24 protein-coding genes and 1 riboswitch are annotated in these 22,922 nt (G+C 54.9%); of the genes, 22 read left to right on the top strand and 2 right to left on the bottom strand.

The window, feature by feature from the left end:
* The first annotated feature begins 90 nt into the window (after nucleotides 1–90).
* The 3 genes from ACZ481_RS22735 (at nucleotide 91) to ACZ481_RS22725 (ending at nucleotide 4,572) form a co-directional block, all read left to right on the top strand.
* Nucleotides 91–2,346: a heavy metal translocating P-type ATPase gene (locus ACZ481_RS22735; protein WP_464767617.1), complete on the top strand. Its 2,256-nt coding sequence runs from the start codon at nucleotides 91–93 to the stop codon at nucleotides 2,344–2,346.
* Between the two features lie 247 nt (nucleotides 2,347–2,593).
* On the top strand, nucleotides 2,594–2,911 hold the full coding sequence (locus ACZ481_RS22730) for a circadian clock KaiB family protein (RefSeq protein WP_464767616.1): 318 nt from the start codon (nucleotides 2,594–2,596) through the stop codon (nucleotides 2,909–2,911).
* A 119-nt stretch (nucleotides 2,912–3,030) separates the two neighbouring features.
* A complete protein-coding gene (locus ACZ481_RS22725) occupies nucleotides 3,031–4,572 on the top strand; it encodes an ATP-binding protein (RefSeq protein WP_464767615.1) in 1,542 nt (513 codons plus the stop codon).
* Between the two features lie 142 nt (nucleotides 4,573–4,714).
* Here the strand turns inward: ACZ481_RS22725 and ACZ481_RS22720 are convergent, their stop codons facing one another.
* On the bottom strand, nucleotides 4,715–5,965 hold the full coding sequence (locus tag ACZ481_RS22720; protein WP_464767614.1) for an NAD(P)/FAD-dependent oxidoreductase: 1,251 nt from the start codon (nucleotides 5,963–5,965) through the stop codon (nucleotides 4,715–4,717).
* 466 nt (nucleotides 5,966–6,431) lie between these two features.
* On the bottom strand, nucleotides 6,432–6,872 hold the full coding sequence (locus ACZ481_RS22715) for a hypothetical protein (RefSeq protein WP_464767613.1): 441 nt from the start codon (nucleotides 6,870–6,872) through the stop codon (nucleotides 6,432–6,434).
* Nucleotides 6,873–8,076: 1,204 nt separating this feature from the next.
* Between ACZ481_RS22715 and ACZ481_RS22710 the strand changes: the two genes are divergently transcribed.
* The 19 genes from ACZ481_RS22710 (at nucleotide 8,077) to ACZ481_RS22620 (ending at nucleotide 22,909) form a co-directional block, all read left to right on the top strand.
* On the top strand, nucleotides 8,077–8,331 hold the full coding sequence (locus ACZ481_RS22710; RefSeq protein WP_464767612.1) for a hypothetical protein: 255 nt from the start codon (nucleotides 8,077–8,079) through the stop codon (nucleotides 8,329–8,331).
* A gap of 190 nt (nucleotides 8,332–8,521) precedes the next feature.
* Nucleotides 8,522–8,728 carry a hypothetical protein gene (locus tag ACZ481_RS22705; protein WP_464767611.1) on the top strand — a complete coding sequence of 69 codons (207 nt, stop codon included), beginning with the start codon at nucleotides 8,522–8,524 and terminating at the stop codon, nucleotides 8,726–8,728.
* A gap of 209 nt (nucleotides 8,729–8,937) precedes the next feature.
* Nucleotides 8,938–11,319 carry an ATP-dependent DNA helicase gene (locus ACZ481_RS22700; protein WP_464767610.1) on the top strand — a complete coding sequence of 794 codons (2,382 nt, stop codon included), beginning with the start codon at nucleotides 8,938–8,940 and terminating at the stop codon, nucleotides 11,317–11,319.
* Nucleotides 11,320–11,449: 130 nt separating this feature from the next.
* Nucleotides 11,450–11,581, top strand: coding sequence for a hypothetical protein (locus ACZ481_RS22695; protein ID WP_464767609.1), 132 nt, complete (start codon nucleotides 11,450–11,452; stop codon nucleotides 11,579–11,581).
* A 129-nt stretch (nucleotides 11,582–11,710) separates the two neighbouring features.
* Nucleotides 11,711–11,900: riboswitch (cobalamin riboswitch) on the top strand.
* A 318-nt stretch (nucleotides 11,901–12,218) separates the two neighbouring features.
* Nucleotides 12,219–12,554 (top strand): ethanolamine utilization microcompartment protein EutS, encoded by a 336-nt coding sequence (gene eutS, locus ACZ481_RS22690; protein ID WP_464767608.1) that lies wholly within the window; start codon nucleotides 12,219–12,221, stop codon nucleotides 12,552–12,554.
* Nucleotides 12,555–12,564: 10 nt separating this feature from the next.
* The gene (locus tag ACZ481_RS22685; protein ID WP_464767607.1) at nucleotides 12,565–12,993 is read left to right on the top strand and encodes a EutP/PduV family microcompartment system protein; all 429 of its coding nucleotides are present in this window, start codon (nucleotides 12,565–12,567) and stop codon (nucleotides 12,991–12,993) included.
* The gene (pduA, locus tag ACZ481_RS22680; protein ID WP_464770682.1) at nucleotides 12,990–13,265 is read left to right on the top strand and encodes a propanediol utilization microcompartment protein PduA; all 276 of its coding nucleotides are present in this window, start codon (nucleotides 12,990–12,992) and stop codon (nucleotides 13,263–13,265) included. Before ACZ481_RS22685 ends, pduA (ACZ481_RS22680) begins: the two co-directional genes overlap by 4 nt.
* Before the next feature lie 26 nt (nucleotides 13,266–13,291).
* Nucleotides 13,292–14,086, top strand: coding sequence for a propanediol utilization microcompartment protein PduB (pduB, locus tag ACZ481_RS22675; protein WP_464767606.1), 795 nt, complete (start codon nucleotides 13,292–13,294; stop codon nucleotides 14,084–14,086).
* Nucleotides 14,087–14,104: 18 nt separating this feature from the next.
* The gene (locus ACZ481_RS22670; protein WP_464767605.1) at nucleotides 14,105–15,775 is read left to right on the top strand and encodes a propanediol/glycerol family dehydratase large subunit; all 1,671 of its coding nucleotides are present in this window, start codon (nucleotides 14,105–14,107) and stop codon (nucleotides 15,773–15,775) included.
* A gap of 22 nt (nucleotides 15,776–15,797) precedes the next feature.
* Nucleotides 15,798–16,454 carry a propanediol/glycerol family dehydratase medium subunit gene (locus tag ACZ481_RS22665; RefSeq protein ID WP_464767604.1) on the top strand — a complete coding sequence of 219 codons (657 nt, stop codon included), beginning with the start codon at nucleotides 15,798–15,800 and terminating at the stop codon, nucleotides 16,452–16,454.
* A gap of 21 nt (nucleotides 16,455–16,475) precedes the next feature.
* Complete coding sequence (locus tag ACZ481_RS22660; protein ID WP_464767603.1) at nucleotides 16,476–17,021, top strand: diol dehydratase small subunit; 546 nt, start codon at nucleotides 16,476–16,478, stop codon at nucleotides 17,019–17,021.
* A gap of 11 nt (nucleotides 17,022–17,032) precedes the next feature.
* Nucleotides 17,033–18,856: a diol dehydratase reactivase subunit alpha gene (locus ACZ481_RS22655; RefSeq protein WP_464767602.1), complete on the top strand. Its 1,824-nt coding sequence runs from the start codon at nucleotides 17,033–17,035 to the stop codon at nucleotides 18,854–18,856.
* A 17-nt stretch (nucleotides 18,857–18,873) separates the two neighbouring features.
* Complete coding sequence (locus tag ACZ481_RS22650) at nucleotides 18,874–19,332, top strand: glycerol dehydratase reactivase beta/small subunit family protein (protein ID WP_464767601.1); 459 nt, start codon at nucleotides 18,874–18,876, stop codon at nucleotides 19,330–19,332.
* On the top strand, nucleotides 19,326–19,850 hold the full coding sequence (locus tag ACZ481_RS22645) for a BMC domain-containing protein (RefSeq protein WP_464767600.1): 525 nt from the start codon (nucleotides 19,326–19,328) through the stop codon (nucleotides 19,848–19,850). The genes ACZ481_RS22650 and ACZ481_RS22645 overlap by 7 nt, the downstream gene beginning before the upstream one ends.
* A gap of 4 nt (nucleotides 19,851–19,854) precedes the next feature.
* Nucleotides 19,855–20,136 carry a propanediol utilization microcompartment protein PduA gene (gene pduA, locus ACZ481_RS22640; protein ID WP_464767599.1) on the top strand — a complete coding sequence of 94 codons (282 nt, stop codon included), beginning with the start codon at nucleotides 19,855–19,857 and terminating at the stop codon, nucleotides 20,134–20,136.
* A gap of 40 nt (nucleotides 20,137–20,176) precedes the next feature.
* Nucleotides 20,177–20,797 carry a phosphate propanoyltransferase gene (locus ACZ481_RS22635; RefSeq protein WP_464767598.1) on the top strand — a complete coding sequence of 207 codons (621 nt, stop codon included), beginning with the start codon at nucleotides 20,177–20,179 and terminating at the stop codon, nucleotides 20,795–20,797.
* An 18-nt stretch (nucleotides 20,798–20,815) separates the two neighbouring features.
* A complete protein-coding gene (locus tag ACZ481_RS22630; RefSeq protein WP_464767597.1) occupies nucleotides 20,816–21,604 on the top strand; it encodes a flavoprotein in 789 nt (262 codons plus the stop codon).
* A gap of 37 nt (nucleotides 21,605–21,641) precedes the next feature.
* Complete coding sequence (locus ACZ481_RS22625; protein ID WP_464767596.1) at nucleotides 21,642–21,932, top strand: EutN/CcmL family microcompartment protein; 291 nt, start codon at nucleotides 21,642–21,644, stop codon at nucleotides 21,930–21,932.
* Nucleotides 21,929–22,909, top strand: coding sequence for a cob(I)yrinic acid a,c-diamide adenosyltransferase (locus ACZ481_RS22620; RefSeq protein ID WP_464767595.1), 981 nt, complete (start codon nucleotides 21,929–21,931; stop codon nucleotides 22,907–22,909). The genes ACZ481_RS22625 and ACZ481_RS22620 overlap by 4 nt, the downstream gene beginning before the upstream one ends.
* Nucleotides 22,910–22,922: the final 13 nt, after the last annotated feature.

The following is a 22,922-nucleotide window of genomic DNA, read 5'->3' as shown; positions in this document are numbered from 1 at the left end:
CAATAATCCCAGTGTCTGGGATTATTTTTATTTGAACACCAAGGAAGCGGAATTTTTTAAAGTACTGTGTACCTCAAAGGAGGACGTAGCTTGTCTGGAGGATTTCCTTATATCGTCCATCGATTGCCGGGACGGATTCGCCTGTATTTTCCCCGGCTGCAGTCCAATCCCGCTGTTGCCGCCCGTATGACCGGATTTTTAAAGAGCCAAACCGGGATTAAAGAATGTAGTGCTAACCCTAAAACCGGAAAAATATTAATCTATTATGATCAGACCCGGGTATCGGAGCAGGTATTGTACTCTTGGCTCCGGCAATATCACTGTCCGGGTCCGGCCGCCAACCGCACGCGGCTGAACGCCAACAGGGCCGCTGCGAAAAAAACCTTTGCGCTGGAAGATATGTCCATTCCCACCCAAATTGCTCTGGTTGCCCTCGGGGGGGCTGCCCTGCTCTATTACCTGGTCAGGTATTGCTGCCGCCGCAGTCTTATTACCCGGGGCATGGAAAGAATAACAGGCTTGGTTACATTGCTTACAGCCCTGCCCATTTTGCGCAGCGGCCTGGAAAGCATTATCCGCCAGCGTAAATTGAACAATGAAATCCTGATCGGTTCAGCCACGCTGCTGTCGCTGTTGCTGCGGGAGGGCGCCACCGGCTTGGTTGTTGTCTGGCTGGTTAACTTAAGCACCCTGATTGAGACGTTAACCCTCGACAGATCGCGCCGGACCATTCGCGCCATGCTGGAAGGCAATGAGAAAAATGCCTGGATTGTTGTTGACGGGCAGGAGGTATCCATTCCCCTGGCCCAGTTGCAGCAAGCGGATACGGTATCGGTCAAACTGGGCTGCAAAATTCCTGTGGACGGGACTGTGGTCGAAGGCGCAGCGGTTGTCAATCAGGCGGCTTTAACGGGGGAACCGATACCTGTTCATAAACAAGCGGGCGATCAGGTGCTGGCAGGCTCCACGATTGAACAGGGCACCTTATATATCCGGGCGGAAAGGGTAGGTGATGAGACCTCTGTGGCCCGGATTATCCATCTTGTCGAGCAAGCCACCCATTCACGGGCTCCCATCCAGCGGCTGGCAGACCAATACTCAGCCCGGATCATTCCGCTTTCCTTTGTCCTGGCTTTTATTGTTTTCCTGCTGACGCGGGATATCCGGCGGACGATGACGATCCTGATTGTGGCCTGTCCCTGTGCGGCGGGACTGGCGACCCCGACTGCGCTGAGTGCGGCGATCGGCAATGCCGCCAGCAGGGGCATTCTCGTTAAAGGCGGCCGTTATCTGGAGGAAGCCGGCAAAGTGGATTTTTTATTATTTGATAAAACCGGGACCTTAACTGCGGGCAAACCGGCCGTGGCGGAGGTCATTTCCGCCCATCAGCAATATAATGCCGATGCGATTTTAACAGTTGCCGCGGCGGCCGAGGCCAATGCCAACCACCCGCTGGCCAATGCGATTAAAGCCGCGGCTGAACAACGCGGCATAAGCCTGCCTGTTGTCCCTGACAGTGAAATGACTGTGGGGAGCGGGGTTAAGGCAATGGTCAACGGCAACGCAGTCTATGTGGGCAATTGGCGGTACTTAAGTGAGATGGGGTTTAGAATGCCGCCGCGGCTGCCGGCCTTAACCGGCGCTTACGCCGAGAATTCAACCCTGGTCTATGTTGGCAGCGGGACGCAGACAATCGGGGTTATTGTCATTCAGGACGCCCTGCGGACCAATGCCGTCAAAGCGATCTGCGATCTTAGGGCCGAGGGGATTATTAACATCGGTATTGTCAGCGGCGATGCGGAGACTGTCGTTAGAGAAACCGCCAGTCAACTGGGAATAGAGGCGGCCTGGTCGGCGATGCTGCCGCAGGATAAATTTGAACTGGTACAAGCGTTGAAGGCCAAAGGCCATACAGTGGGCATGGTTGGCGACGGGATCAATGACTCTCCGTCGCTGGCCATGGCCAATGTCGGCGTGGCCATGGGGGTGGGCGGAGCTGACGCCGCGATTGAAACAGCCGGGATTGTGCTGCGGGAAGACAATCCGGAGAAAATTGTCGACGTCGTTCGCCTGGGCAAGCGGTCCTTAATCGTAATCAGGCAAAACTTTTTGTTTGCCATTGGGGCGAACATTTTGGGCCTGGGCTTGGGCTCTGCCAAATTAATCTCGCCGTTTCTGGCTGCAATCCTGCATAATGCCAGTACCCTGGCGGTGGTACTTAATTCCACACGGCTGCTCTCCTACGCGCCGGAACAGGCGAGCAAGCCGCCCCTGCCGGCTTCGCCGGCATGTGACCGCTATACGCTTCCCTATGAGCAGGAACTTGCCGCCGGTCTAAAGCCGTAAAATGTAAGCGATGCTAACGCCTCTGACAGCGAGCTGCTCAGAGGCGTTATTGTTTGTAATAGACTATTCTTTCCTTATAAACATTTGCTTAAGAAAGCATTTGCGTGATTTTTACTTTTCTTATATGATAAGAATATCAATTATTTGCTGCTGTCTCTCGTTTCCATGATCCAGGCGGAGATTCAATTAGCGGCTCAAGGTAATGTGTCAGCTGATAAGTCGAATCGGAGGGTTTGGGAGGTGAATTATGAATGCCCATGGTGAACAACGCTTATTTAAGCGCAATGGCCGCGATACCTGGCTGCTGCGTTTATATGTAGCCGGCCAGACCCCCAAATGCATGAAAGCCTTTGCTAATCTAAGAGAGATTTGTGAAACCCATCTTGCCGGCAGGTATAGCATTGAGATTATTGATTTGCTTAAAGCCCCGCAGCTGGGGCGTACTGACCGGATTGTGGCTATTCCTACTTTGGTACGGAAACTACCGGCCCCCCTTGTCAAAATTGTCGGCGATTTATCTAATACCGAACGTGTACTGGCGGGACTCAGTATAAAGCCTAATTAGGCGGTCAGATTACGGCCGCAATAACCAACATAAAAATTCCTGCGCCTTAACGGCTGTTACAGGGATATGTCCGTTGCCAGCTAGTTCAGATTCATTGTTACCGAAGAGTGAGGACTGAGATGATTCGCAAATATCGTTCAATTGATGCTCTATTAAAAGAGAATATCCAGCTTCGCCAGCAGCTTGCGGAAGCTAATAGTATGCTGGACGCGATCAAGCAGGGCGAGGTTGACGCTCTGCTGGGCTCGGATGCTGCGTGCGACCAGGTTTATATCTTAAAGGGTGCAGATCATATCTATCGGGTATTAGTGGAAGAAATGCAGGAAGGCTGCGCTACCATTGCCTCTGACGGGACCATTTTGTTTTGCAATAAAAACTTTGCCGATATTGTCAAAACCCCGCTGGAAAAGGTCCTAGGGTTGTCCATATATAATTTTTTAAAACCAAAGGACAGAGCGGCCTTTGCTTTTTTTATATCGGCGCGCACAGGCCGTTTCCATACGGAGTGCAGTTTTGAAATCAACGCGGCCTTCTGTGCCTCAGTCATTCTTTCTGCAAGCAACATTACCATTGACGGGGATACACTTACTTGTCTGGTTATTACCGATTTGACGGAATTAAGGCGCAGCGAGCGGTTTACTCAAATGATATTTAATCAGGCTAAAGAACCGATTATTGCCTGTGACAAAAACGGGAAGATTATTCAGGCCAATCCGGCAGCTGTTGCTATGGCGGGAGGGCAACTGGTCGGCAATAACTTTGACAGAATAATCCCCCTGTTTCGTGAAGATAACGGCTTAAGGCTCGGTTTAAACGAGGCTGCCGCTTCCAGTTCGTCGTGCGGTATCGAAGTCACCTATGAGCGGCAGGATGGCAAAGTATTGCACTTGCTTATTAATGCCGGCCAATTCAACGGGAGTGAGGCTGACGACAATCTCATCGGTTATGTTGTCACCTTAACCGATATAACAGACCAATGCCTGCTGGCCCAGGAGATGACCCGCCTGGACCGCCTTAATCTGGTGGGGGAAATGGCGGCCGGTATCGGCCATGAAGTCAGAAACCCGATGACAACGGTGCGCGGGTATCTGCAGCTGTTCCAGCGTAAAGAAAAGTACGCCGACGATCGTGAACAGCTAATGGTCATGATTGAGGAGCTGGACAGAGCCAATTCAATTATTACCGAATTTTTATCCCTGGCCAAAAACAAGCGGATTGAATCCAAACCAGGCAATTTAAACGGAACCATTCATGCCTTATTTCCTTTGCTGCAAGCCGATGCTTTTCACTTTGGCCATGAAATCCAAGCCGATATCGGTGATATCCCCACTATCTGCTATGATGATAAAGAGATCAGGCAGCTTATCCTGAATTTAGTGCGTAATGCCATGGAGGCCATGGCATCCCGCGGCTTGGTAACCATCAGGACTTATATCGATAATAATACGGTAACACTGGCTGTTCAGGACACGGGGCCAGGCATTCCCGAGCCTATTTTAGCCAAAATCGGCACACCCTTTCTGACCACCAAGGAGGGGGGCACCGGCCTGGGCTTATCGGTTTGCTACCGGATCGCCGAAAGTCATGGGGCAAAAATTGAGGTTGAAACCTCAGCCCGGGGCACGACTTTTTTTGTCCGGTTTACTATTTTGGCTGACTGAGTTCAGGCTGCAAAACCTCCCGGCCGGGGACAAGCAAAAAGCCGCCCTCACGGAGGCGGCATGGTATCGCGACAGAAGCGGCGGGACAATCTTGTGGTACGATGAGTAGCTAAGGAAGAGGAAAACGCCCCGTAAACCGGGATTACTGGCGGGTAATGATGCGGACAAGCCTGTCATAGAACACATATTCCCAGACCCATTTCATAAAAACCACAAAGCGGTTCCGGAAATCAATTAACCGTAAAATGTGGACCAGAGACCAGATGAGCCAGGCGGCAAAGCCTTTTAGCTTCAGATGCCCCATGTGAACAACGGCCGCATTCCGGCCAATTGTCGCCATACTGCCTACATCTTTATAAGTGAATTTTGCCAACGGTTTTGCGGCTATGAGCTGTTTGATGTTTTTCGCTGCCGTCTCGGCCTGTTGGATGGCCACCGGCGCAATCATGGGCAAAGGCCGTCCGCAATATTCGTAATGGGCGGCATCGCCGATAACAAAAACATCCGGGTGCGCGGGCAATTGTAAAAACTCATTTACAATGGCCCGGCGGGCCTGATCCTGTTCGACGTGCAATGTGTCCAGCAGGGGCGCCGCCTTTATTCCGGCTGCCCAGATGACTGTCCGGGTGGGGATTATTTCGCCGCCTTTGATCGCCAGCCGTTCCCCGTCATAATCAGTGACCTGTACGCACAGCCGGACTTCAACATGTTTGCGGATTAAGGTTTCCACCGTCGTTTCCCGCAACTCCTCCGGCATTGCCGCCAACACCTTGTCGGAAGCCTCGACCAACACAATGCGAACCTCTTTAAAATTAATCGTATGATATTCCTTGGCCATGACCAAATAGATTAATTCCGACAAGGCGCCGGCCGATTCCACACCGGTTGGCCCGCCGCCGACAATGATAAAGGTTAAGAGCGCCCGGCGCTTGTCCCTGTCTTTTTCATAGGCAGCCAGTTCAAATTGATGGAGAATGTGGTTGCGGATGGTTACCGATTCATCCAGGTCTTTCAGGCCAAAACTGTTCTTGGCCACGGCAGTAAGCCCAAAGTAATTGGTAACGCCGCCCGTGGCTATCACCAGATAGTCGTAAGTTATCTCCGTGTCAGCAAGCAGCACCGCCTTGCGCGCAAAATCAATGCCGGTTACCTCGCCCATCCGGAACAAAACGTTTTTTTGCTGCTTGATCATAGCCCGCACCGGATAGGCAATATCATCAATGGATAAGGTGGCCGTTGATACCTGGTACAGCAGCGGCTGAAACAGATGATAATTATGCTTGTCGATTAAGGTTATCCCGACACCGGCCTTGCTTAAAGCCCGAACGGCCCGGATGCCGCCAAACCCGGCCCCGATGATGACAATGTGTTTTGTTTGTGATTGTTCCTGCATAACAATATCTCCCCTCACTTATATAGTAACTGTTGCAGATAGTACGGCTAATGGTAGTAGTAGCTGCTATTTCGATAATTAATTATAATTGGAGATAATCTAACAGCATTGTTTTGCTAATTCTACTATAAGCTGGATAAAGACAAATAAATAATATTTATTATATATGATATGATAGTTTCTAACAATCAAAGTATTTACTCACCTTTAGGGAAAAGTATCGTTCTGGAACTTGTTTCTGAGGTGAAACAGCAGCATTGGGAAGACTGCTGGCGGCAGTAGGCGTTTAATAAAAAAACAAAAACACAGCAAAGCCGCCTGTTTGGCGGCTTTGCTCGTACTCCACAGGAATATCCCAGCAGGGATACAAAGCGGTCTCGGGGAAACAAAACTACAGCAGGCAGAAGAATTATTGGCATAAAAGAATTATAAACAAAGAGTTCTGGCAGAGCCGTTGGCGTTCAAGCTAGCGCTGCTGCAGGAAGGTCATAAACTCCTGGTGGATCTGGCTGCAGTCCCGCAAGCCCTGCTTGTAGGCGATTTCCGCCGCCTGGCCCGATTCCAGGCCAGTGAACGACTCGTAATCCATGACTAGCTCCTGCAATTCCGGATACTGGTCCTGCAGCTCCCCGGCCAGGGCCAGCAGCCGGTCGAGGGTGGCGCTGACCTTGCTGACCGTCTTACTGTAGCCGGCCTCGTTGGTGCTGGCCAGTTTGAGGATACTGTCCACCCGGATAAAGATATACTGATTAAAGGTCTCGGTCAAGATGCTGCGCAGCATCAGCCGGTCCTCCGGCTCTTCCGGCCCGGCCCCGGGCGGCTGCGGCTCCCGGTCCCGCTCTGCCGGCAGGAAGGAAACCAGCCCCGGACAAAAAGCGGCACCGCCTGCTGTTGCTTGATCAGACATATATATACCCCCTATATTCAGACTGCGGCCGGTATGGCCGTCAGCTTATTTTACAGGGGGAAATTAAAAAGAACGCATGCAAAGGGTTTACCCTACACATGCGTTCTGTTGCGATGTCTGTTACATACTCAGCGCTAATAAACCGGCATACCCGGCCGAAACAACAAGGGCGGTCACAAACCGGTATTCCTGTTTGCCCGCTGCTGCTCCTTAGCGGCTGAGGCTAGAGCGAATCATTTGCTGCGTCCAGTCGCACTCCCAGCCCGGCAGCGCCCCGGCAACGGCTATTAACCCCGCGCTTCCCGCTTGTGCGGCGGCCGAAGTGCGGTTATAATAGAAATGTCGTCGTGGACAGCTTGGCTGTTACGTGTAGGTGTTACGGCACCTTGCGCGGGCCTGAAAGTGTTCCCGCACTTTCAGGTCACGGCGACTTTTTAATTTCCACCTATTTCTAATTATAGCCTGTTTGCGGTAAATTGCAAGTACGGATCGGCTGGCCGGCTGGGGTTTTTCTGAAGTAACATGTGGGATTAGGTTATTGTTAGGCCGATAATTAACCAGACAATCACCCGCGGAGAAATCCACACAGTACTCATCTCCTTATCCGGCTGGGACGGGTAAGCACTCATCCCATTTACATTACAACGCGGTTTTTTCCAGTACCAGCTGAAAATATCTTTTATATCTCACATAAATAGGGTATAATAGACATAGATTAATACAGCAAAACGCCCCTGCTGCTAACAGGAGCGCTTTGCCTTTGAAATAGGGAGGCTACCTGAGCCAAATTGTGATTGCTAATGGTTTAAGTAACATTATCGTTATGGCGATAATTAACCAGGCAATCACTCGTGGAGAAATCCACACGGTATTCACCTCCTTATTCAGTTTTGGGACGAGTGGACTCTCGTCCCATTTACATTATAGCGTGGTTTTAGTAAGATTGGTATAAGAGAAGAGCAGTAGGAATAGAGCAGTTTTAGATAGGCGTATTAATGAACCGTAACATGAGATGTATTGAAACTGGTGCATGCAGCATCGTATGGACTGGGACAAGGAGCCTTTGACCGTAACATGGATGTAGAAGCCGGGAATCGCTAAGTATTCATGTATATCTGCCCTGGTTCCGGCGTAAGTCTATATAGGGGTTACCGTATGACTCTGCGGCAGATAAGAGGCTAATCTGCGCAAGGGGGGAGGCTGCATGGCATTATTATTTCAACTTGGAGCTAATCAGCTTGGGGCACTTAGCGCAATTCTGGCCATCCTCTGGGCAGAGGAACTTGATCTGGATGAACTCAATTCCCTGGGAAACTTTTTTGAGGCCCTGGGCAGTGTCATGCTTGCTATCGCCGCCCAGAGACAGTTATTGAAGGCGCAGCAGGAGGAAAAGCAAAATTCACCTGAAAGTGAACAGATACAGGAGCTAATCAGGCGTATTCAAAAATTGGAGTCGTAAGCCATTACTCTGTGCCATACAGCTGGCGCAGTTTTTTTGTACCGGCCGGATAAAAAAACACGGCTGGCGATAACGGCGCCCATTTGCCCTCTAGGCAAGCGGGCCAATGTTGGGTATAATGCAAAGAGCAAGTATGCGTGGTTGTACTGCGCCTATTTTGCTCAATGTTGAATTCGGGGAGGATATTGTAGTGACTCAAGACATTCTAAATCAAAATGACGCCAATACGCAGAAACTTAACTGGGAAGCCTTTATCAAACAGGATGTGCTTAATTTTCTGATGGCCCATAACCTGCAAGCCATCACTGTGGATGACGGCGCCGGCAAAAAAGGCGTAATCAAGCGGTCAGCCAAAGGTGAGCTGGCAGTACAGATAACTTCCAACGAAAAGCTGTAAGATTGAGCGCCCTTAACTAAAGCTGCTGCTGCCGCTGAGTTAAGGGTGTTTTCCTGGGCCTCATTGACAATTTGCCGGACTGGTTATACAGTGATGATAGGAAAAGGCCGCTTAGCTTTTACCGGCGGAAAAACGCGCAGCCAGGAGTTTGCCTGCCGGTAAAGCTGCATTGGCAGCGCTAAATTACAATCGCAAGAGGGCAAGCGTTTATGTCTGAGAATAAAGTAATTAAGACCTCGGTCCGCAATTTAGTTGAGTTTGTACTTAGAGCAGGTGACCTGGTTGCAGCCTTCACCGGGAGCTCGCGCCTGGTTGACGGGGCTAAAATCCACCGTAAGCTCCAGCAGTCCCAGACTGCCGAGTATCAGCCGGAGGTCAGCCTGACAATAACAGTGGAGCGGTCTGCGCTTGTCCTGCAGATTAGCGGCCGGGCTGACGGTGTGATTACAACAACAACGGCAGGAGGCACGGCAGAGATTACCATTGATGAAATTAAGTCTGTCACCCAGGAGCTTGAAACGCTGGCGGCCGAAGCCAACCCCCTGCACTGGGCCCAGGCCAAATGTTACGCCTACATGTACGCCGCCCAGCATGGCCTGGAGCAGATTGGCGTCCAGCTTACCTACTGCCAGGCCGCTACCCTGGAAACCAGGCTGTTCAAGCAAATCTACCCGGTGCGGGAACTGGCCGTTTTTTTTGAGGCCCTCATCAGCGACTATGTTATGTGGGCCAAGCGGCTTGGCGACTGGGCGGTCAGCCGGGATGCCTCCGCCGGCCAGGTGCAGTTCCCGTTTTCTGCCTTTCGCCCCGGCCAGCGGCAGCTAGCGGTTGCCGTATATAAGACAATCCGCGGGGGGGTTAAGTTATTTGCCCAGGCGCCTACCGGCACAGGCAAGACCATGGCCGTTATATTTCCGGCTGTTAAGGCCCTGGGGCTGGGACATGTGGAAAAAATATTTTTCCTTACTGCGAAAACGGTAACCCGGCAGTTGGCGGAGGCTGCTTTTGACCGTCTGCGGCAGGCCGGATTGCAGTGTAAAACCCTGACCCTGACTGCCAAGGATAAAATATGTCTCAGTCCCGGTTCGGCCTGTACGCCGGAGGAATGTCCCTACGCCGCGGGGTATTATGACCGGATTAAGCCGGCCTTGCTCGCCTGCTGGCAAGAGGCGGCTTTTACCCGCGAGGTCATTGAACAGCAGGCGCGGGAATACCAAGTCTGTCCCTTTGAATTATCGCTGGAGCTGGCATTTTGGGCAGATGCGGTTATTTGTGATTATAATTATGTGTTCGATCCCCGGGTTTATCTGAAGCGGTTCTTTCAGGAACCCGGCGGGCAATACTGCTTCCTGGTTGATGAGGCCCATAATCTTGTTGACCGGGCCAGGGAGATGTTTTCCGCGGCGATAACAAAGCAAAGCTTTATGCAGATTAAGAAAGCGGTCAACAAGGAGCTGCCCGCCCTGGCTAAGACTGCCGGCAAGATCAACAGGCTGCTGCTGCAGTTAGGCAAACTATGCGGGGAAAAGACCGCAGCCGGGGGCGCAGACTATTATGTGCGGGAACAGCTATTCAGCGAGGTCCTGCCCTTGCTGCGAACCTTTATGGATGCAGCCGAAAAGTGGCTGGCGAAAAATGAGCAGGCCGATTTCCGGGAAGAGCTGCTGGAGCTCTATTTCCAGGCGAATGCTTTCTTGCGCACGGCTGAGACCTATGATGAACGGTATGTAACCTATGTCGAGAAACTAGATAAAGAGGTACAGCTTACACTGTTTTGCGTTAATCCGGCAGAACTGCTGCGCCAGGCAGGGCTGCGGGGGCGGGCGACAGTCTTCTTTTCCGCTACCCTCGCCCCGATGGAATATTTTTTTGAGATCTTAGGGGGCGGGGAGGGCGATGGCAAAATCATCGTGCCCTCGCCTTTTGCCGCCGCCAATCTACGAATCCTGGTCGCCGACCATATCAGCACAACCTATAAGACCAGGGCCGGGACCTATGACGTGATTGTCGACAGCATTACCGCCGCGATTAAGGCGAAAACCGGAAACTATCTGGTATTCCTGCCATCTTACCGGTACCTGGAGGAAGTAAGCCGGCGGTTTGCCCTCCACAACCCGCAGATCAGGGTCAGCAAACAGACCGGTGAGATGACGGAAGCCGAGCGGGCCGGCTTTCTGGAGCAGTTTTCTGCCGGCAATACGGAAACCCTGGTGGGGTTTGCCGTGCTGGGCGGCGTATTCGGCGAGGGCATTGATCTGACCGGGGAACGGCTTGTTGGCGCCGTAATTGTTGGTGTGGGGCTGCCGATGGTATGCCCGGAACGGGAGATTATCAGACAATGGTTTGAACAGAATAACGGCCAGGGCTTTGCCTACGCGTATATCTACCCGGGGATGAACAAGGTCCTGCAGGCCGCGGGGCGGGTGATCCGCACCGAGCAGGACCGGGGCGTAATTTTGCTGATTGATAGCCGTTTTGCCCAAGCCCGGTACAGGCGGCTTTTCCCCCTGGAATGGCGGGGGGCCGTACGTGCGCCGGGGGTTGACCGGATTGCCGGCGGGGTCCGGCAATTTTGGCAGCAGGAGCTTTGAAGGCTATAATATTACCTATGTTAAAATGACAGCCAAGCCGGGCCGCGGGTGGCCGCAAGCCTTGCCCCAGCGGCCGGCGGTGTTGTAAAATAGAGATATACCGGACACTGGCAAAAAGGAGGAGTTCACAGTGGATTTACTCGCTTTACTGCAAGAAAAAAAGAAAAAAGCCAATGAGAATAATAAGCCGTTTCCCAAAGCCGGCAAGGTGAAAAATTCCAATCATAAAATGCCTATGCGCAAGAGTGGCCGGGGCAAATAACGGCTGAGCGTGATAAACGCCTGCAGCACAGCAAGATGTGCCGCAGGCGTTTATTGTTTGGGCTACACGCTAATATTTTTATGTATAAAATTTTAATTGCGGTATATGATAACAGCAGGTCATAAACAGCATATATGCCACCACATAGGTGCCTCTCAAACGAGAGGAGAATAGGGAAGTTCCGAGGGATGGAGACATCCCGCAAGACGCGGTCGCGCCACTGTAGACGGAGGTTAGCCCGCATACCCGCCGGCAGGAGGGGATGCAGGGGGCCTGAAAGCCGTCAAGCCAGGAGACCTGCCTATGCTGGCTGTTATTTACCCCCGCGTCAGGGGTATTACCAGAAGGATGAGGATAACAATGAGCCCCTGCCCTTTTGGCAGGGGCCTGCCGTGATTCAGGCCCGGCAACCGTTGCTGCGGGGTGTAGGCAGGCGGTCAGTTAGTGTAAATAAAACCTTTCTTTTCGACAATTTCTGCATAAGAAAAAGGCAATAGGAAAAGACTTTGTTTGAAAGTCTTTTTCCTATTGCCTTTATTTGTTTTGGGGACAACCGTGATTTGCCAATTGGCTTACATTTGGTAGACAGGGACCCGTTGCGGGCAGCAGAGTTTTAGGGGTAGCGAGGTATAGTGTAGTGGAAAAAACAAGAGTAGTGCAGGAATATGTACCAGGCAAGCAGGTGACACTGGCTCACCTAATCGCCAATCCGAAACAGGAATTATGCGACAAGCTGGGGCTTGGGACAAGCGGCGCGATTGGAATTTTAACGATTACACCCTCCGAAGCGGCCATTATTGCCGCCGATGCAGCAACCAAAACCGCCCATGTCCAGATTGGTTTTATGGACCGGTTTACCGGTTCTGTCGTTATTACCGGCAATGTGTCGGCGGTAGAAGCCGCGCTGCGGCAGGTAACCGGTTTACTGGCCGAAGGCTTGGGGTTTACCGCCGCCGGCCTGACCCGGTCTTAGCAGGATGATTATGCTGATTGGTCCTGTTGGCGCCGGCAAGACTTCTTTGATCAATGCCCTGCAGCATAACGGCGGTACGGCCCGGAAAACACAAAGCATTCTTTTTCGTGACGGCATGATTGACACACCGGGCGAGTATGCGCAAATGCCCCGCTTCTATTCCTCGCTGGCGGTTACCGCCGCCGAAGCCAGTCTGATCGCTGTGGTGCAGGCTGCCGCCGATTTCCGGGCCGGGCTGCCGCCCGGGTTTGCCGGCATGTTTCCCAGGCCGGCCGTGGGCATTATCACCAAAATTGATCTGGCCGGCGCCGACCGGGAAAAAGCCCGGGCACGATTGCAGCAAGCCGGTGTCAGGGGACCTTTTTTCTATGTGTCCGCACTTACCGGCGAAGGCCTGACGGCATTAATTGATTTTTTTACTGAAAGGGGGTGTAAATAGTGGGCGAATCCTTAGGAATGATCGAGACCAAAGGCCTGGTGGGAGCCATTGAGGCTGCCGACGCCATGGTCAAGGCTGCCAATGTCGTGTTGGTAGGGTATGAAAAAATCGGTTCCGGCCTGGTTACCGTCATGGTACGGGGCGATGTCGGGGCTGTCAAAGCGGCGGTAGACGCCGGCGCTGCCGCCGCCGGCTGCGTGGGTGAGGTAATCTCAGTTCATGTTATCCCCCGGCCCCATACCGATGTGGAAAGAATTATTCCCAAAATTTAATAACAGCTATTTTGGAGGTGTAATAGATGGAAGATCATTTGGTTGAGCAGGTCATGAATGAGATCAAGAAGCGTATGAGCACCGAGCCGAAAACGGCGGCACCGGCAGCTGACACACCCCGGGTGTGTGTCAGCCCGGGGATTACGGAATTCGTGGGCACGGCCATCGGCGATACGGTCGGCTTGGTCATTGCCAACGTAGATTCGGGGTTGCACGAAAAGATGAAGCTGGACCCTAAGTTCCGGTCCATTGGCATCCTTGGCGCCCGGACCGGGGCCGGTCCGCATATTATGGCGGCTGATGAAGCCGTCAAAGCCACGAATACCGAGATTATCAGTATTGAATTGCCCCGGGACACGAAAGGCGGCGCCGGCCATGGCTCGCTGATTCTGTTCGGCGCCGAGGAGGTGTCTGACGCCCGGCGGGCCATTGAGGTGGCTTTGGGAGAACTGGAGCGCACCTTTGGCGATGTGTATGCCAATGACGCCGGCCATCTTGAGCTGCAGTACACCGCCCGGGCCAGCCTGGCCATACATAAGGCTTTTGGCGCACCGCTGGGCCGGGCCTTTGGGCTGATTGTGGGCGCCCCGGCGGCAATCGGCGTGCTGATGGCTGATGTTGCGGTAAAAACGGCCAGTGTCGAGGTGGTTGGTTATTCCAGCCCCGGCAACGGCACCAGCTTTTCCAATGAAGTGATTCTGATGGTAACCGGCGACTCGGGCGCCGTCCGGCAGTCGGTTATTGCCGCCAGAGAAGTGGGGAAAAAGGTGCTTGAGGCTATGGCCGGACCGGCGCCCTCATCCGCGACACCGTACATATAGACTAGGGGGAAAACAAAAGTGAAGAGATCAAAACGTTTTGAGATGCTGGCGGCCCGCCCGGTAAATAATGACGGTTTTGTCGTTGAGTGGCCGGAAGTGGGGTTGGTAGCCATGAGCAGCCCCAACGATCCCAAGCCCAGTATCAAGATTGAAAACGGCAAAGTGGTGGAGATGGACGGGGTGCCCCGCAACCGCTTTGACTTTATCGATCAGTTTATTGCCGATTATGCCATTGACACGGCAATAGCCGAAAAGGCAATGGCGCTGGACGATGCGAAAATCGCCCAGATGCTTGTTGATATTAATGTATCCCGGGAAGATGTTGTCAAAATTGCCCGGGGCCTGACTGCCGCTAAAATTCTGGCGGTGCTCAACACCATGAATGTGGTGGAAATGATGATGGCTATGCAAAAAATGCGGGCCCGCAAAACCCCCTCCAACCAATGCCATGTAACCAATACCCAGGACAACCCGGTATTAATCGCCGCCGATGCGGCCGAAGCCGCACTGCGCGGTTTTGACGAAATGGAAACAACCGTAGCGGTTGTCCGGTATGCCCCCTTTAATGCGCTGGCCCTGCAGGTCGGCGCTCAGACCGGCCGGGGCGGCGTGCTGATCCAGTGCGCCCTGGAGGAGGCGACCGAATTGCTGCTGGGCATGCGGGGCATTACCGCCTATGCGGAGACAATCTCCGTATACGGGACGGAAAATGTATTTGTCGATGGCGACGATACCCCCTGGTCCAAGGCCTTTCTGGCTTCGGCGTATGCCTCCCGCGGGCTGAAGATGCGGTTTACCTCCGGCACCGGGTCGGAAGTGCAGATGGGCTATGCCGAAGGCAAATCGATGCTGTACCTGGAGATCCGCTGCATTATGCTGACCCGCGGCGCCGGTGTTCAGGGCCTGCAGAACGGTTCGGTAAGCTGTATCGGCGTACCGGCGGCTGTCCCTTCCGGCATCCGGGCCGTGCTGGGGGAAAACCTGTGCGCGGCCATGCTGGACCTGGAGGTAGCCTCCAGCAATGACCAGACCTTTACTCATTCCGATATCCGCCGTACGGCCCGCACGTTGATGCAGATGCTGCCCGGCACCGACTTTATCTGCTCAGGCTATAGCGCCAGCCCCAATTATGACAATATGTTTGCCGGCTCCAACTGGGATGTCGACGATTATGACGACTGGAATATCGTGCAGCGGGACCTGATGGTGGACGGCGGCCTGCGGCCTGTGTCCGAGGAACAGGTAATCGCTGTGCGCAATAAAGCGGCCAAAGCCCTGCAGGCCGTTTTCCGGGACCTGGGTTTGCCGGTCATAACCGATGACGAGGTGGAGGCGGTGACCTATGCCCACGGTACTAAGGAGATTGTCAAGCGCAATGTGGTTGAGGACCTGAAAGCGGCCGAAGAGATGATGAAGCGGGGGATCACCGGGCTTGACATTGTTAAAGCACTGGCGAAGAACGGCTTTGGCGATGTGGCGGAAAGTGCCCTCGTCACGCTGAAGCAGCGGGTAGCCGGCGATTATTTACATACTGCCGCGATTCTTGACAGCAAAATGAATGTAATCAGCGCCGTAAATAACAAAAATGATTATCGCGGGCCCGGAACCGGCTATCGCCTGAGCAAGGAGCGCTGGGCCGAGATTAAAAACATCCGCCAGGCAATCAAGCCGTCTGACTTTGACGTATGATCAAAAAACGAGGTGAATGGTAATGCAAGTTAATGAGCAAATGATCCGCGAAATCGTGCAGCAGGTCTTGCAGGGCATGAGCCCTGCGGTTGCCGGCCAGACAGCACGGAACACCCCCAAAAGCAGCGGCGGGCGGGCTATGACCCTTGTGGAAAAAGGGGAGGCCCGCGCCGGCGGCAGGGCGGATGAGATTATCATTGCCCTGGCGCCGGCCTTTGGTAAATATCAAAACAAAACCATTGTCAATATCCCTCACAGCGAGGTGCTGCGGGAAATCATCGCCGGCATTGAGGAAGAGGGGGTGCAGGCCAGAATTGTAAGGGTTTTGCGGACCTCGGACGTGGCCTTTGTTGCCCATGATGCGGCTAAACTCAGCGGTTCCGGCGTGGCCATCGGCATTCAGTCCCGGGGCACCACGATCATTCATCAACGAGATCTGCCGCCGCTCAGCAATCTGGAGCTGTTCCCGCAGTCGCCGCTGCTTGACCTGGAAGCCTACCGGCAGATTGGCCGCAATGCCGCCAAATACGGCAAAGGCGATTCGCCGACACCGGTGCCAACCCGGAACGACCAGATGGCAAGGCCTAAGTATCAGGCCAAGGCTGCGGTGCTCCATATTAAAGAAACCGAGCATGTAGTCCCCGGGGCTAAGCCGGTGGAACTGGAAGTCCAGTTTTAAATAAGGCGGAGGTGGGCCAATATGGCTGATAATAAGGTATTGGAAGATATAGTGCGTGAAGTCTTAAAATCAATGGGGCAGGGTCCAGGAGGAGCGCCCGCTCCCGGCCTGTATCAGGCGCCGGCCCCCCAGCAGTTCCAGGGATCGGCTGCAGGCCTGAATCCTGAACTGGATTACCCTCTAGCCGGTAAACGGCCGGAACTGTTGCAGACCCCGACCGGCAAAAAAATAACGGATATTACGCTGGAGAATGTGCTCAATGGCAGCATTAAAGCCGAGGATGTGCGGATTACGCCGGAAACCCTGCGGCTGCAGGCCGAGATTGCCGACGGGGTCGGCCGCTATCAGTTTGCCGCCAACCTGCGCCGGGCGGCCGAACTGGTGGCCATTCCCGATGCCCGCGTCCTGGAGATATATAATGCCCTGCGGCCTTACCGCTCTACCAAACGGGAGCTGTTAGCCATCGCCGATGAGCTGGAAGCCCAATACAACGCGAAAATTAATGCCGCTTTTGTAAGAGAGGCCGCCGAGGTATATGAGCGCCGCAGCCGGCTCCGGGCAGAGTAGGGTGAGCGTACATGCCGGTAATCGCAGGCATTGATATTGGCAATTCCACAACCGAGATTTGCCTGGCCAGTTTTGAACAGGGACAGCCGGTACGCTATCTGGCGAGCGCCATGACCAAAACAACAGGCATCAAAGGGACGTTAGCCAATGTTCCCGGCATTGTCACGGCCTTGCAGGCGGCGCTCGGGCAGGCGGGGCTGGATTTCAACCACCTTGATGAAATCAGGCTGAATGAGGCGACACCTGTTATTGGCGATGTCGCCATGGAAACGATTACGGAAACGATTATTACCGAATCGACCATGATCGGCCATAACCCTTCCACACCGGGCGGGATCGGCCTGGGGATCGGGATAACTGTTCTATTCGAGGACCTTGGGCAACTGGCTGCCGGTGACAGGATTATCTGCCTGATACCCGGCGGGATTGATTTTGAGGACGCGGCCCGGCAGATTAACGCAGCAGCCGGCCGGGGGGTGGACGTGCAGGCGGCCATAGCCAGACAGGATGACGCCGTCCTGATTGTCAACAGGCTGCACAAGAAAATACCGGTGATTGATGAGGTCACCCTGCTGGAAAAGGTGCCGGTAGGCATGCTGGCGGCGGTAGAGGTCGCCGAAGCCGGCAAAACCATTCAGACTTTAAGCAATCCCTATGGCATCGCCACCGTGTTCTCCCTGACCGCAGACGATACGAAGCTGGTGGTGCCGATTGCCCGGGCCCTGATCGGCAACCGTTCGGCGGTGGTCGTACGGACGCCGGCGGGGGATGTAAAAGCCCGCTCCATTCCGGCCGGTTTTATCACCCTGGCGGGCAGTCAGGGCAAAGCCGATATTGATGTTGAGCTGGGCGCGCAGGCCATTATGGAGGCGGTGGAACGGGTACAGCCCTTGACAGACGTGCAGGGCGAGCCGGGAACCAATGTCAACGGCATGCTGGAACGGGTTCGCCAGGTAATGGCCGGTTTGACCAGCCAGCCGGTCGGCGAGATGAAAATCCAGGACATTCTTGCGGTCGATACCTTTGTCCCCCAGAAAGTACAGGGCGGTCTGGCCGGCGAATTTGCTCTGGAAAACGCGGTGGCGCTGGCGGCCATGGTCAAAACCAGCCGGCTGCCGATGCAGCAGATTGCCAATCAGCTGACCGAACAGTTTGGCATCCGGGTGCTGATTGCCGGGGTGGAGGCCAATATGGCCATCCATGGCGCCTTAACCACGCCGGGGACAGACAAGCCGCTGGCAATTTTAGATATGGGCGGCGGTTCCACCGATGCGGCGATGATTACCGGCGACGGCCTGGTCACCTCCATTCATCTGGGCGGAGCGGGCGATATGGTGACAATGCTGATTAATTCGGAGCTGGGGCTGAATGATTTCGACTTGGCCGAGGACATTAAAAAATATCCGCTGGCCAAGGTGGAGAGCTTATACCACATCAGACTGGAGGACGGCACGGTCAAATTCTATGATGCCCATTTGCCGCCCCATGTCTTTGCCAGGGTAATAATCCTGAAAGAAGAGGGGATGGTGCCGATTCCGTTTGAGCATTCGCTGGACAAAATCCGCCATATCCGGCGGGAGGCCAAAAAAAGGGTCTTTGTTGCCAATGCGCTCCGGTCGCTGGCCCGTATTGCCCCGGCCGGAAATATCCGGCATGTGGAATTCGTCGTGCTGGTTGGCGGATCGGCGATGGATTTCGAGGTAGGCGATATGGTTACCGATGCCCTGGCTCAATATGGTGTTGTCTGCGGGCGCGGGAATATCCGCGGGACTGAAGGCTCACGCAATGCCGTAGCCACAGGCCTGGTGCTGTCCTACCGCGGAATTGGGGCGTGACCGTGCTGAACAATAACATGATGATAAAACCCAGTATTGTTATTTGTGTGGCCGACTATAGCGGCTGCGAGCAAAAAATCCGGGAAGTGCAGGCCGGCATGGAAGAAGAAGGGGTGCCTTATACACGGCTTGCAGGCGACAGCAGCGATGCGGTGAAGCTGGCCTGGCAGGGGGCGTCCGCCTCGGGGCTGGGGACCGGCTTAGGGATCAGCCCGACCGGAGTCTGCATTCATTATCATAAGCTGGCGGCGAATGAACCCCTGTTTACGGCCGGCGATACGGGCCGTCCGGAATTGTGGCGGCAGTTCGGCTACAACGCCGCCCGCCTGGTTAAGGGCCTGCCCTTTAAAGGCAGGCGGGAGCGAAGCTGGGAAATGGAATGTACCGAGGCGCAGCTGGTTGCTCACATTCAGGCGCTGGTTGCCAAAATATTGCAGGAAAATGGTCGGGAGCAGAGGGAGGTAAGCAGATGGTAAACGCCTTGGGTCTGATAGAAGTAGTAGGTTTGGCTGCCGGCCTCGAAGCGGCCGATGCGGCAATGAAAGCGGCTAATGTCTCCTTGATTGGCTACGAATTAACCAAAGGCGGCGGTATGGTTGTGATAAAGATAGCAGGGGATGTGGGGGCTGTCAAAGCGGCGATTGATGCCGGCACGGCGGCGGCGTCCAAAATCGGCACTGTTTTTGCCTCACATGTTATCCCGCGGCCCGGGCATGGTTTGCAGGGGCTGATCACCACCAAAGAGACTGTCGGGGCGGCCCGGGAAGGGCGGCAGGAAAAAAAGAGCAGGGTCGGCAGGCCGGCGGCGCTGGCCCCAGGCCAGGGCGCTGCGGAAAAAAACGGTCCCGACCCGGCAGCAGCAGTCGGCGGCGATACAGAGGCGGCGCAGCCGGATGAGGTGTGCAACCTATGCGGTGACCCGGCTTGTTCCCGGCGCAAGGGAGATGCCAAAACAACCTGTATTCATTACAAAAAGAACCAGAGGGAGGATTGAAGCTATGCGCGGTGAGGCGTTAGGAATGGTAGAGACCAAGGGTTTAGTCGGGGCGATTGAAGCCGCCGATGCCATGGTAAAAGCCGCCAATGTGGAGCTAATCGGCTATGAGAAAATTGGGTCCGGCTTAGTCTCTGTTTTTGTGCGCGGTGATGTCGGCGCGGTCAAGGCGGCGACCGACAGCGGGGCGGCGGCGGCGCAGCGGGTGGGCGAGCTGATTTCAGTACACGTTATCCCGCGCCCCCATACAGATGTGGAAAAGATTTTGCCGGCCATGGGTTCTTAAAAATGGAGCCTGATTGGTGCTGCAGGGGGGAGGTGTACGGGTGGAACAAAAAATAATTGAGCAGGTTGTGGCCAGAATCCTGGCCGAAATGGGGGCGGCGCCCGGTATTCCGGTCGGTGTCTCTAACCGCCATATCCATATCGCCGCTGACCATTTGGCAGCCTTATTTGGTTCGGGCTATAGCCTTACCAAAGAGAAGGACCTGAAACAGGTGGGGGAGTTTGCGGCAAAAGAAACGGTTACGCTGGTGGGCCCGAAGGGGATTATCCCCAAGGTTCGCATTCTGGGGCCGGTGCGGAATGTTACCCAGATTGAAGTAGCCCGTACTGACGGCTTTACCCTCGGTATTGCCCCGCCGGTGCGGGATTCGGGCCGGCTTGAGGGCTCAGCCAGTGTCGTTATTGTCGGACCGCTGGGGGCCGTTACCCTCAAGCAGGGCGTAATCTGCGCCGCCCGCCATATTCATATGCAGGCCGAGGACGCACAGCGGCTGCGGGTTACGGACGGCCAGCGGGTCAGCGTGAAATTACCCGGCTTGCGGGGCGGAACTTTTGATAATGTCCTCGTACGGGTCCATCCCGACTTCAGACTGGAGTTTCACATCGATACCGATGAAGCCAACGCAACAGAGCTGAAAACAGGTGACATCGTCAGTCTGTGACAAATGGGGGGAACTAGGGTGGACTATGAAAAACTTGTGGCGACCGTTACAGCCGAGGTATTGCGCCAGTTAAGCGCGATGAGCGGCGAGCCGCCGGCAGGGCCGCGCTACCGGGCGCTGGCTGTTTTCACCGGCGGCACGATCGGGTTCGAGACCGGTTTGCAACAGCTGCAACAGCTGCAAAGCCAGGACACGGGCCTGACTGTTGTTCTGTCCGCAGCGGCCGAACAGGTTCTGGACACCGGCCGTATCCTGCAGGTGCTGGGCGCTGCGGTTCCCCTTGTTACCAGCACCTCTCCCTATCCGGGCCAGGCGCTGCAGGCCGCCGATGTCCTGCTGATTCCGGTTCTGACCCAGAATTCTGCGGCTAAGCTGGCGCATACCCTGGCGGACTCAATGGCGCTGACCCTGATCCTGCAGGCCCTGCAGCTGGGAAAACCGGTGATTGCGGCCGTAAACGCCGCCGACCCTGACGATATCCGGCGTGTCCAAAACAATATGGCCAGGGCCTTGCCGGCACTGCGGGCCGCCCTGGCGTCCAACCTGAAACAAATTGCCGCCTATGGGATCAAGCTCACACCGGTAGAAAAAATGGCCGGGGCAGCGCAAGCGGCGCTGGCCAGGGCTATAGATATAAAACCAGGCGCAGCGGACCCGCCGGCCGGCAAGCGGATTTTGCATGCTGATATGGTTAAAGACGCTGCGGCTGCCGGCACCAAAACCCTGGAGATTGCCCGGGGAACTATTGTTACGCCCCTGGCCCGCGATATCGCCCGGGCATTGCATGTGGACCTTATTGTGAAGTGAAAAAGGGAAAAGATTTGGACGCAGGAGGACGATGGCAATGTGGGTAGGTAAGGTAATTGGGACCTTAGTGGCTACACCCAAGGACGAGAGCCTGACAGGCAGTAAACTGTTAATTGTGCAGCCTCTCCGCCTGCACCGCGGTGCCGGTCAGCCGGTTGTTGCCATTGATGCCGTCGGTTCCGGCACCGGGGAAACGGTGCTGGTCGTGACCGGCAGCGCCGCCCGGCATGTTACCGGCAACCCCGCTGCCGCCGTGGATGCCGCTATCATCGGGATTATTGACAGTATGGAGATAAATAAGGATTTGCTTGAGGAGCTGGACACATGAAGGTGTATACAAAAACCGGCGATCAAGGCCAAACCAGCCTGTTGAGTAAAGAACGGGTGGATAAAGACAACAGCAGGGTGCAGGCCTATGGCACTGTGGATGAGGCCAATGCGGCCATGGGCCTGGCGAAAGCGCTGACTGCCAGGGAGTGGGCAAGGGCAATTATCCACACCCTTCAGGCCGAATTGATTGGGTTGAACGCCGACTTAGCCACAAGAGAACCGGAACCCGGCCACAACTACCGGATCACGCCCGGCCATGTGTCACGGCTGGAGTCCATCATTGACAGCTTAGAGGAGCGCCGTATTCCCCAGCCGTATTTTATAACCCCCGGGGCTACCGCGGCCAGCGCGGCCCTGGATTTGGCCAGGACTATCGTCCGCCGCGCCGAACGGTGTGTTGTCGCACTGCGGCGGCAGGAAACGGTGCCGGAGTCGGTGCTGCTGTATTTAAACCGCTTATCGGATTTATTATTTGTACTGGCAAGATGCAAGGAGCAGGAAGAACTGGTGGCAAAGGCCGCCAGGCAGGTGCAGACAGCGCTGGCCGGGGCAACGGCAGCCGCGGCGCCGCCAGCGTCAGAGTCACTGCTGGCCAAGGCGAAACGCGCCCTGGCGGCGGCTGAGGCCAAGGCGCAGGCAATGGGGGTGCCGATGGTTATTGCCGTCGTTGACAGCGGCGGCAATATGGTCGCCCAGGAACGGATGGATCAGGCGCTGCTGGCCAGTATCGCCCTCGCCGCCGATAAGGCCTATACCGCCGTAGCCCTGCAAATGCCGACAGCCCAGGCGGCGGTTGTGGCTGCTCCCGGCCAGCCGCTGTACGGCCTCAATACGGCCGGCAATGGCCGGCTGGTGATATTCGGCGGCGGTCTGCCAATCTACGAACAGGGGCGTTTGCTGGGCGGCATCGGGGTAAGCGGCGGGTCTGTAGACCAGGACATACTGGTGGCTCAGGCCGGTTTGTCAGCTATATAAAGGAGGAAAACCA

It is taken from the genome of Sporomusa intestinalis (genome assembly GCF_055383785.1).
Note: the sequence above shows the minus strand (reverse complement) of the source record. Positions and strands in the feature narration are given on the sequence as shown.

Excerpts from the sequence above, each read along its gene's own strand:
- ACZ481_RS22685 (WP_464767607.1), top strand. The coding sequence starts at position 12,565 with ATGCTGATTGGTCCTGTTGGCGCCGGCAAGACTTCTTTGATCAATGCC.
- ACZ481_RS22710 (WP_464767612.1), top strand. The coding sequence starts at position 8,077 with ATGGCATTATTATTTCAACTTGGAGCTAATCAGCTTGGGGCACTTAGC.
- ACZ481_RS22665 (WP_464767604.1), top strand. The coding sequence starts at position 15,798 with ATGCAAGTTAATGAGCAAATGATCCGCGAAATCGTGCAGCAGGTCTTG.
- ACZ481_RS22655 (WP_464767602.1), top strand. The coding sequence starts at position 17,033 with ATGCCGGTAATCGCAGGCATTGATATTGGCAATTCCACAACCGAGATT.
- pduA (WP_464767599.1), top strand. The coding sequence starts at position 19,855 with ATGCGCGGTGAGGCGTTAGGAATGGTAGAGACCAAGGGTTTAGTCGGG.
- ACZ481_RS22730 (WP_464767616.1), top strand. The coding sequence starts at position 2,594 with ATGAATGCCCATGGTGAACAACGCTTATTTAAGCGCAATGGCCGCGAT.
- pduB (WP_464767606.1), top strand. The coding sequence starts at position 13,292 with ATGGAAGATCATTTGGTTGAGCAGGTCATGAATGAGATCAAGAAGCGT.
- ACZ481_RS22725 (WP_464767615.1), top strand. The coding sequence starts at position 3,031 with ATGATTCGCAAATATCGTTCAATTGATGCTCTATTAAAAGAGAATATC.
- ACZ481_RS22650 (WP_464767601.1), top strand. The coding sequence starts at position 18,874 with ATGATGATAAAACCCAGTATTGTTATTTGTGTGGCCGACTATAGCGGC.
- ACZ481_RS22720 (WP_464767614.1), bottom strand. The coding sequence starts at position 5,965 with ATGCAGGAACAATCACAAACAAAACACATTGTCATCATCGGGGCCGGG.
- ACZ481_RS22715 (WP_464767613.1), bottom strand. The coding sequence starts at position 6,872 with ATGTCTGATCAAGCAACAGCAGGCGGTGCCGCTTTTTGTCCGGGGCTG.
- ACZ481_RS22700 (WP_464767610.1), top strand. The coding sequence starts at position 8,938 with ATGTCTGAGAATAAAGTAATTAAGACCTCGGTCCGCAATTTAGTTGAG.
- ACZ481_RS22645 (WP_464767600.1), top strand. The coding sequence starts at position 19,326 with ATGGTAAACGCCTTGGGTCTGATAGAAGTAGTAGGTTTGGCTGCCGGC.
- ACZ481_RS22620 (WP_464767595.1), top strand. The coding sequence starts at position 21,929 with ATGAAGGTGTATACAAAAACCGGCGATCAAGGCCAAACCAGCCTGTTG.
- ACZ481_RS22660 (WP_464767603.1), top strand. The coding sequence starts at position 16,476 with ATGGCTGATAATAAGGTATTGGAAGATATAGTGCGTGAAGTCTTAAAA.
- ACZ481_RS22625 (WP_464767596.1), top strand. The coding sequence starts at position 21,642 with ATGTGGGTAGGTAAGGTAATTGGGACCTTAGTGGCTACACCCAAGGAC.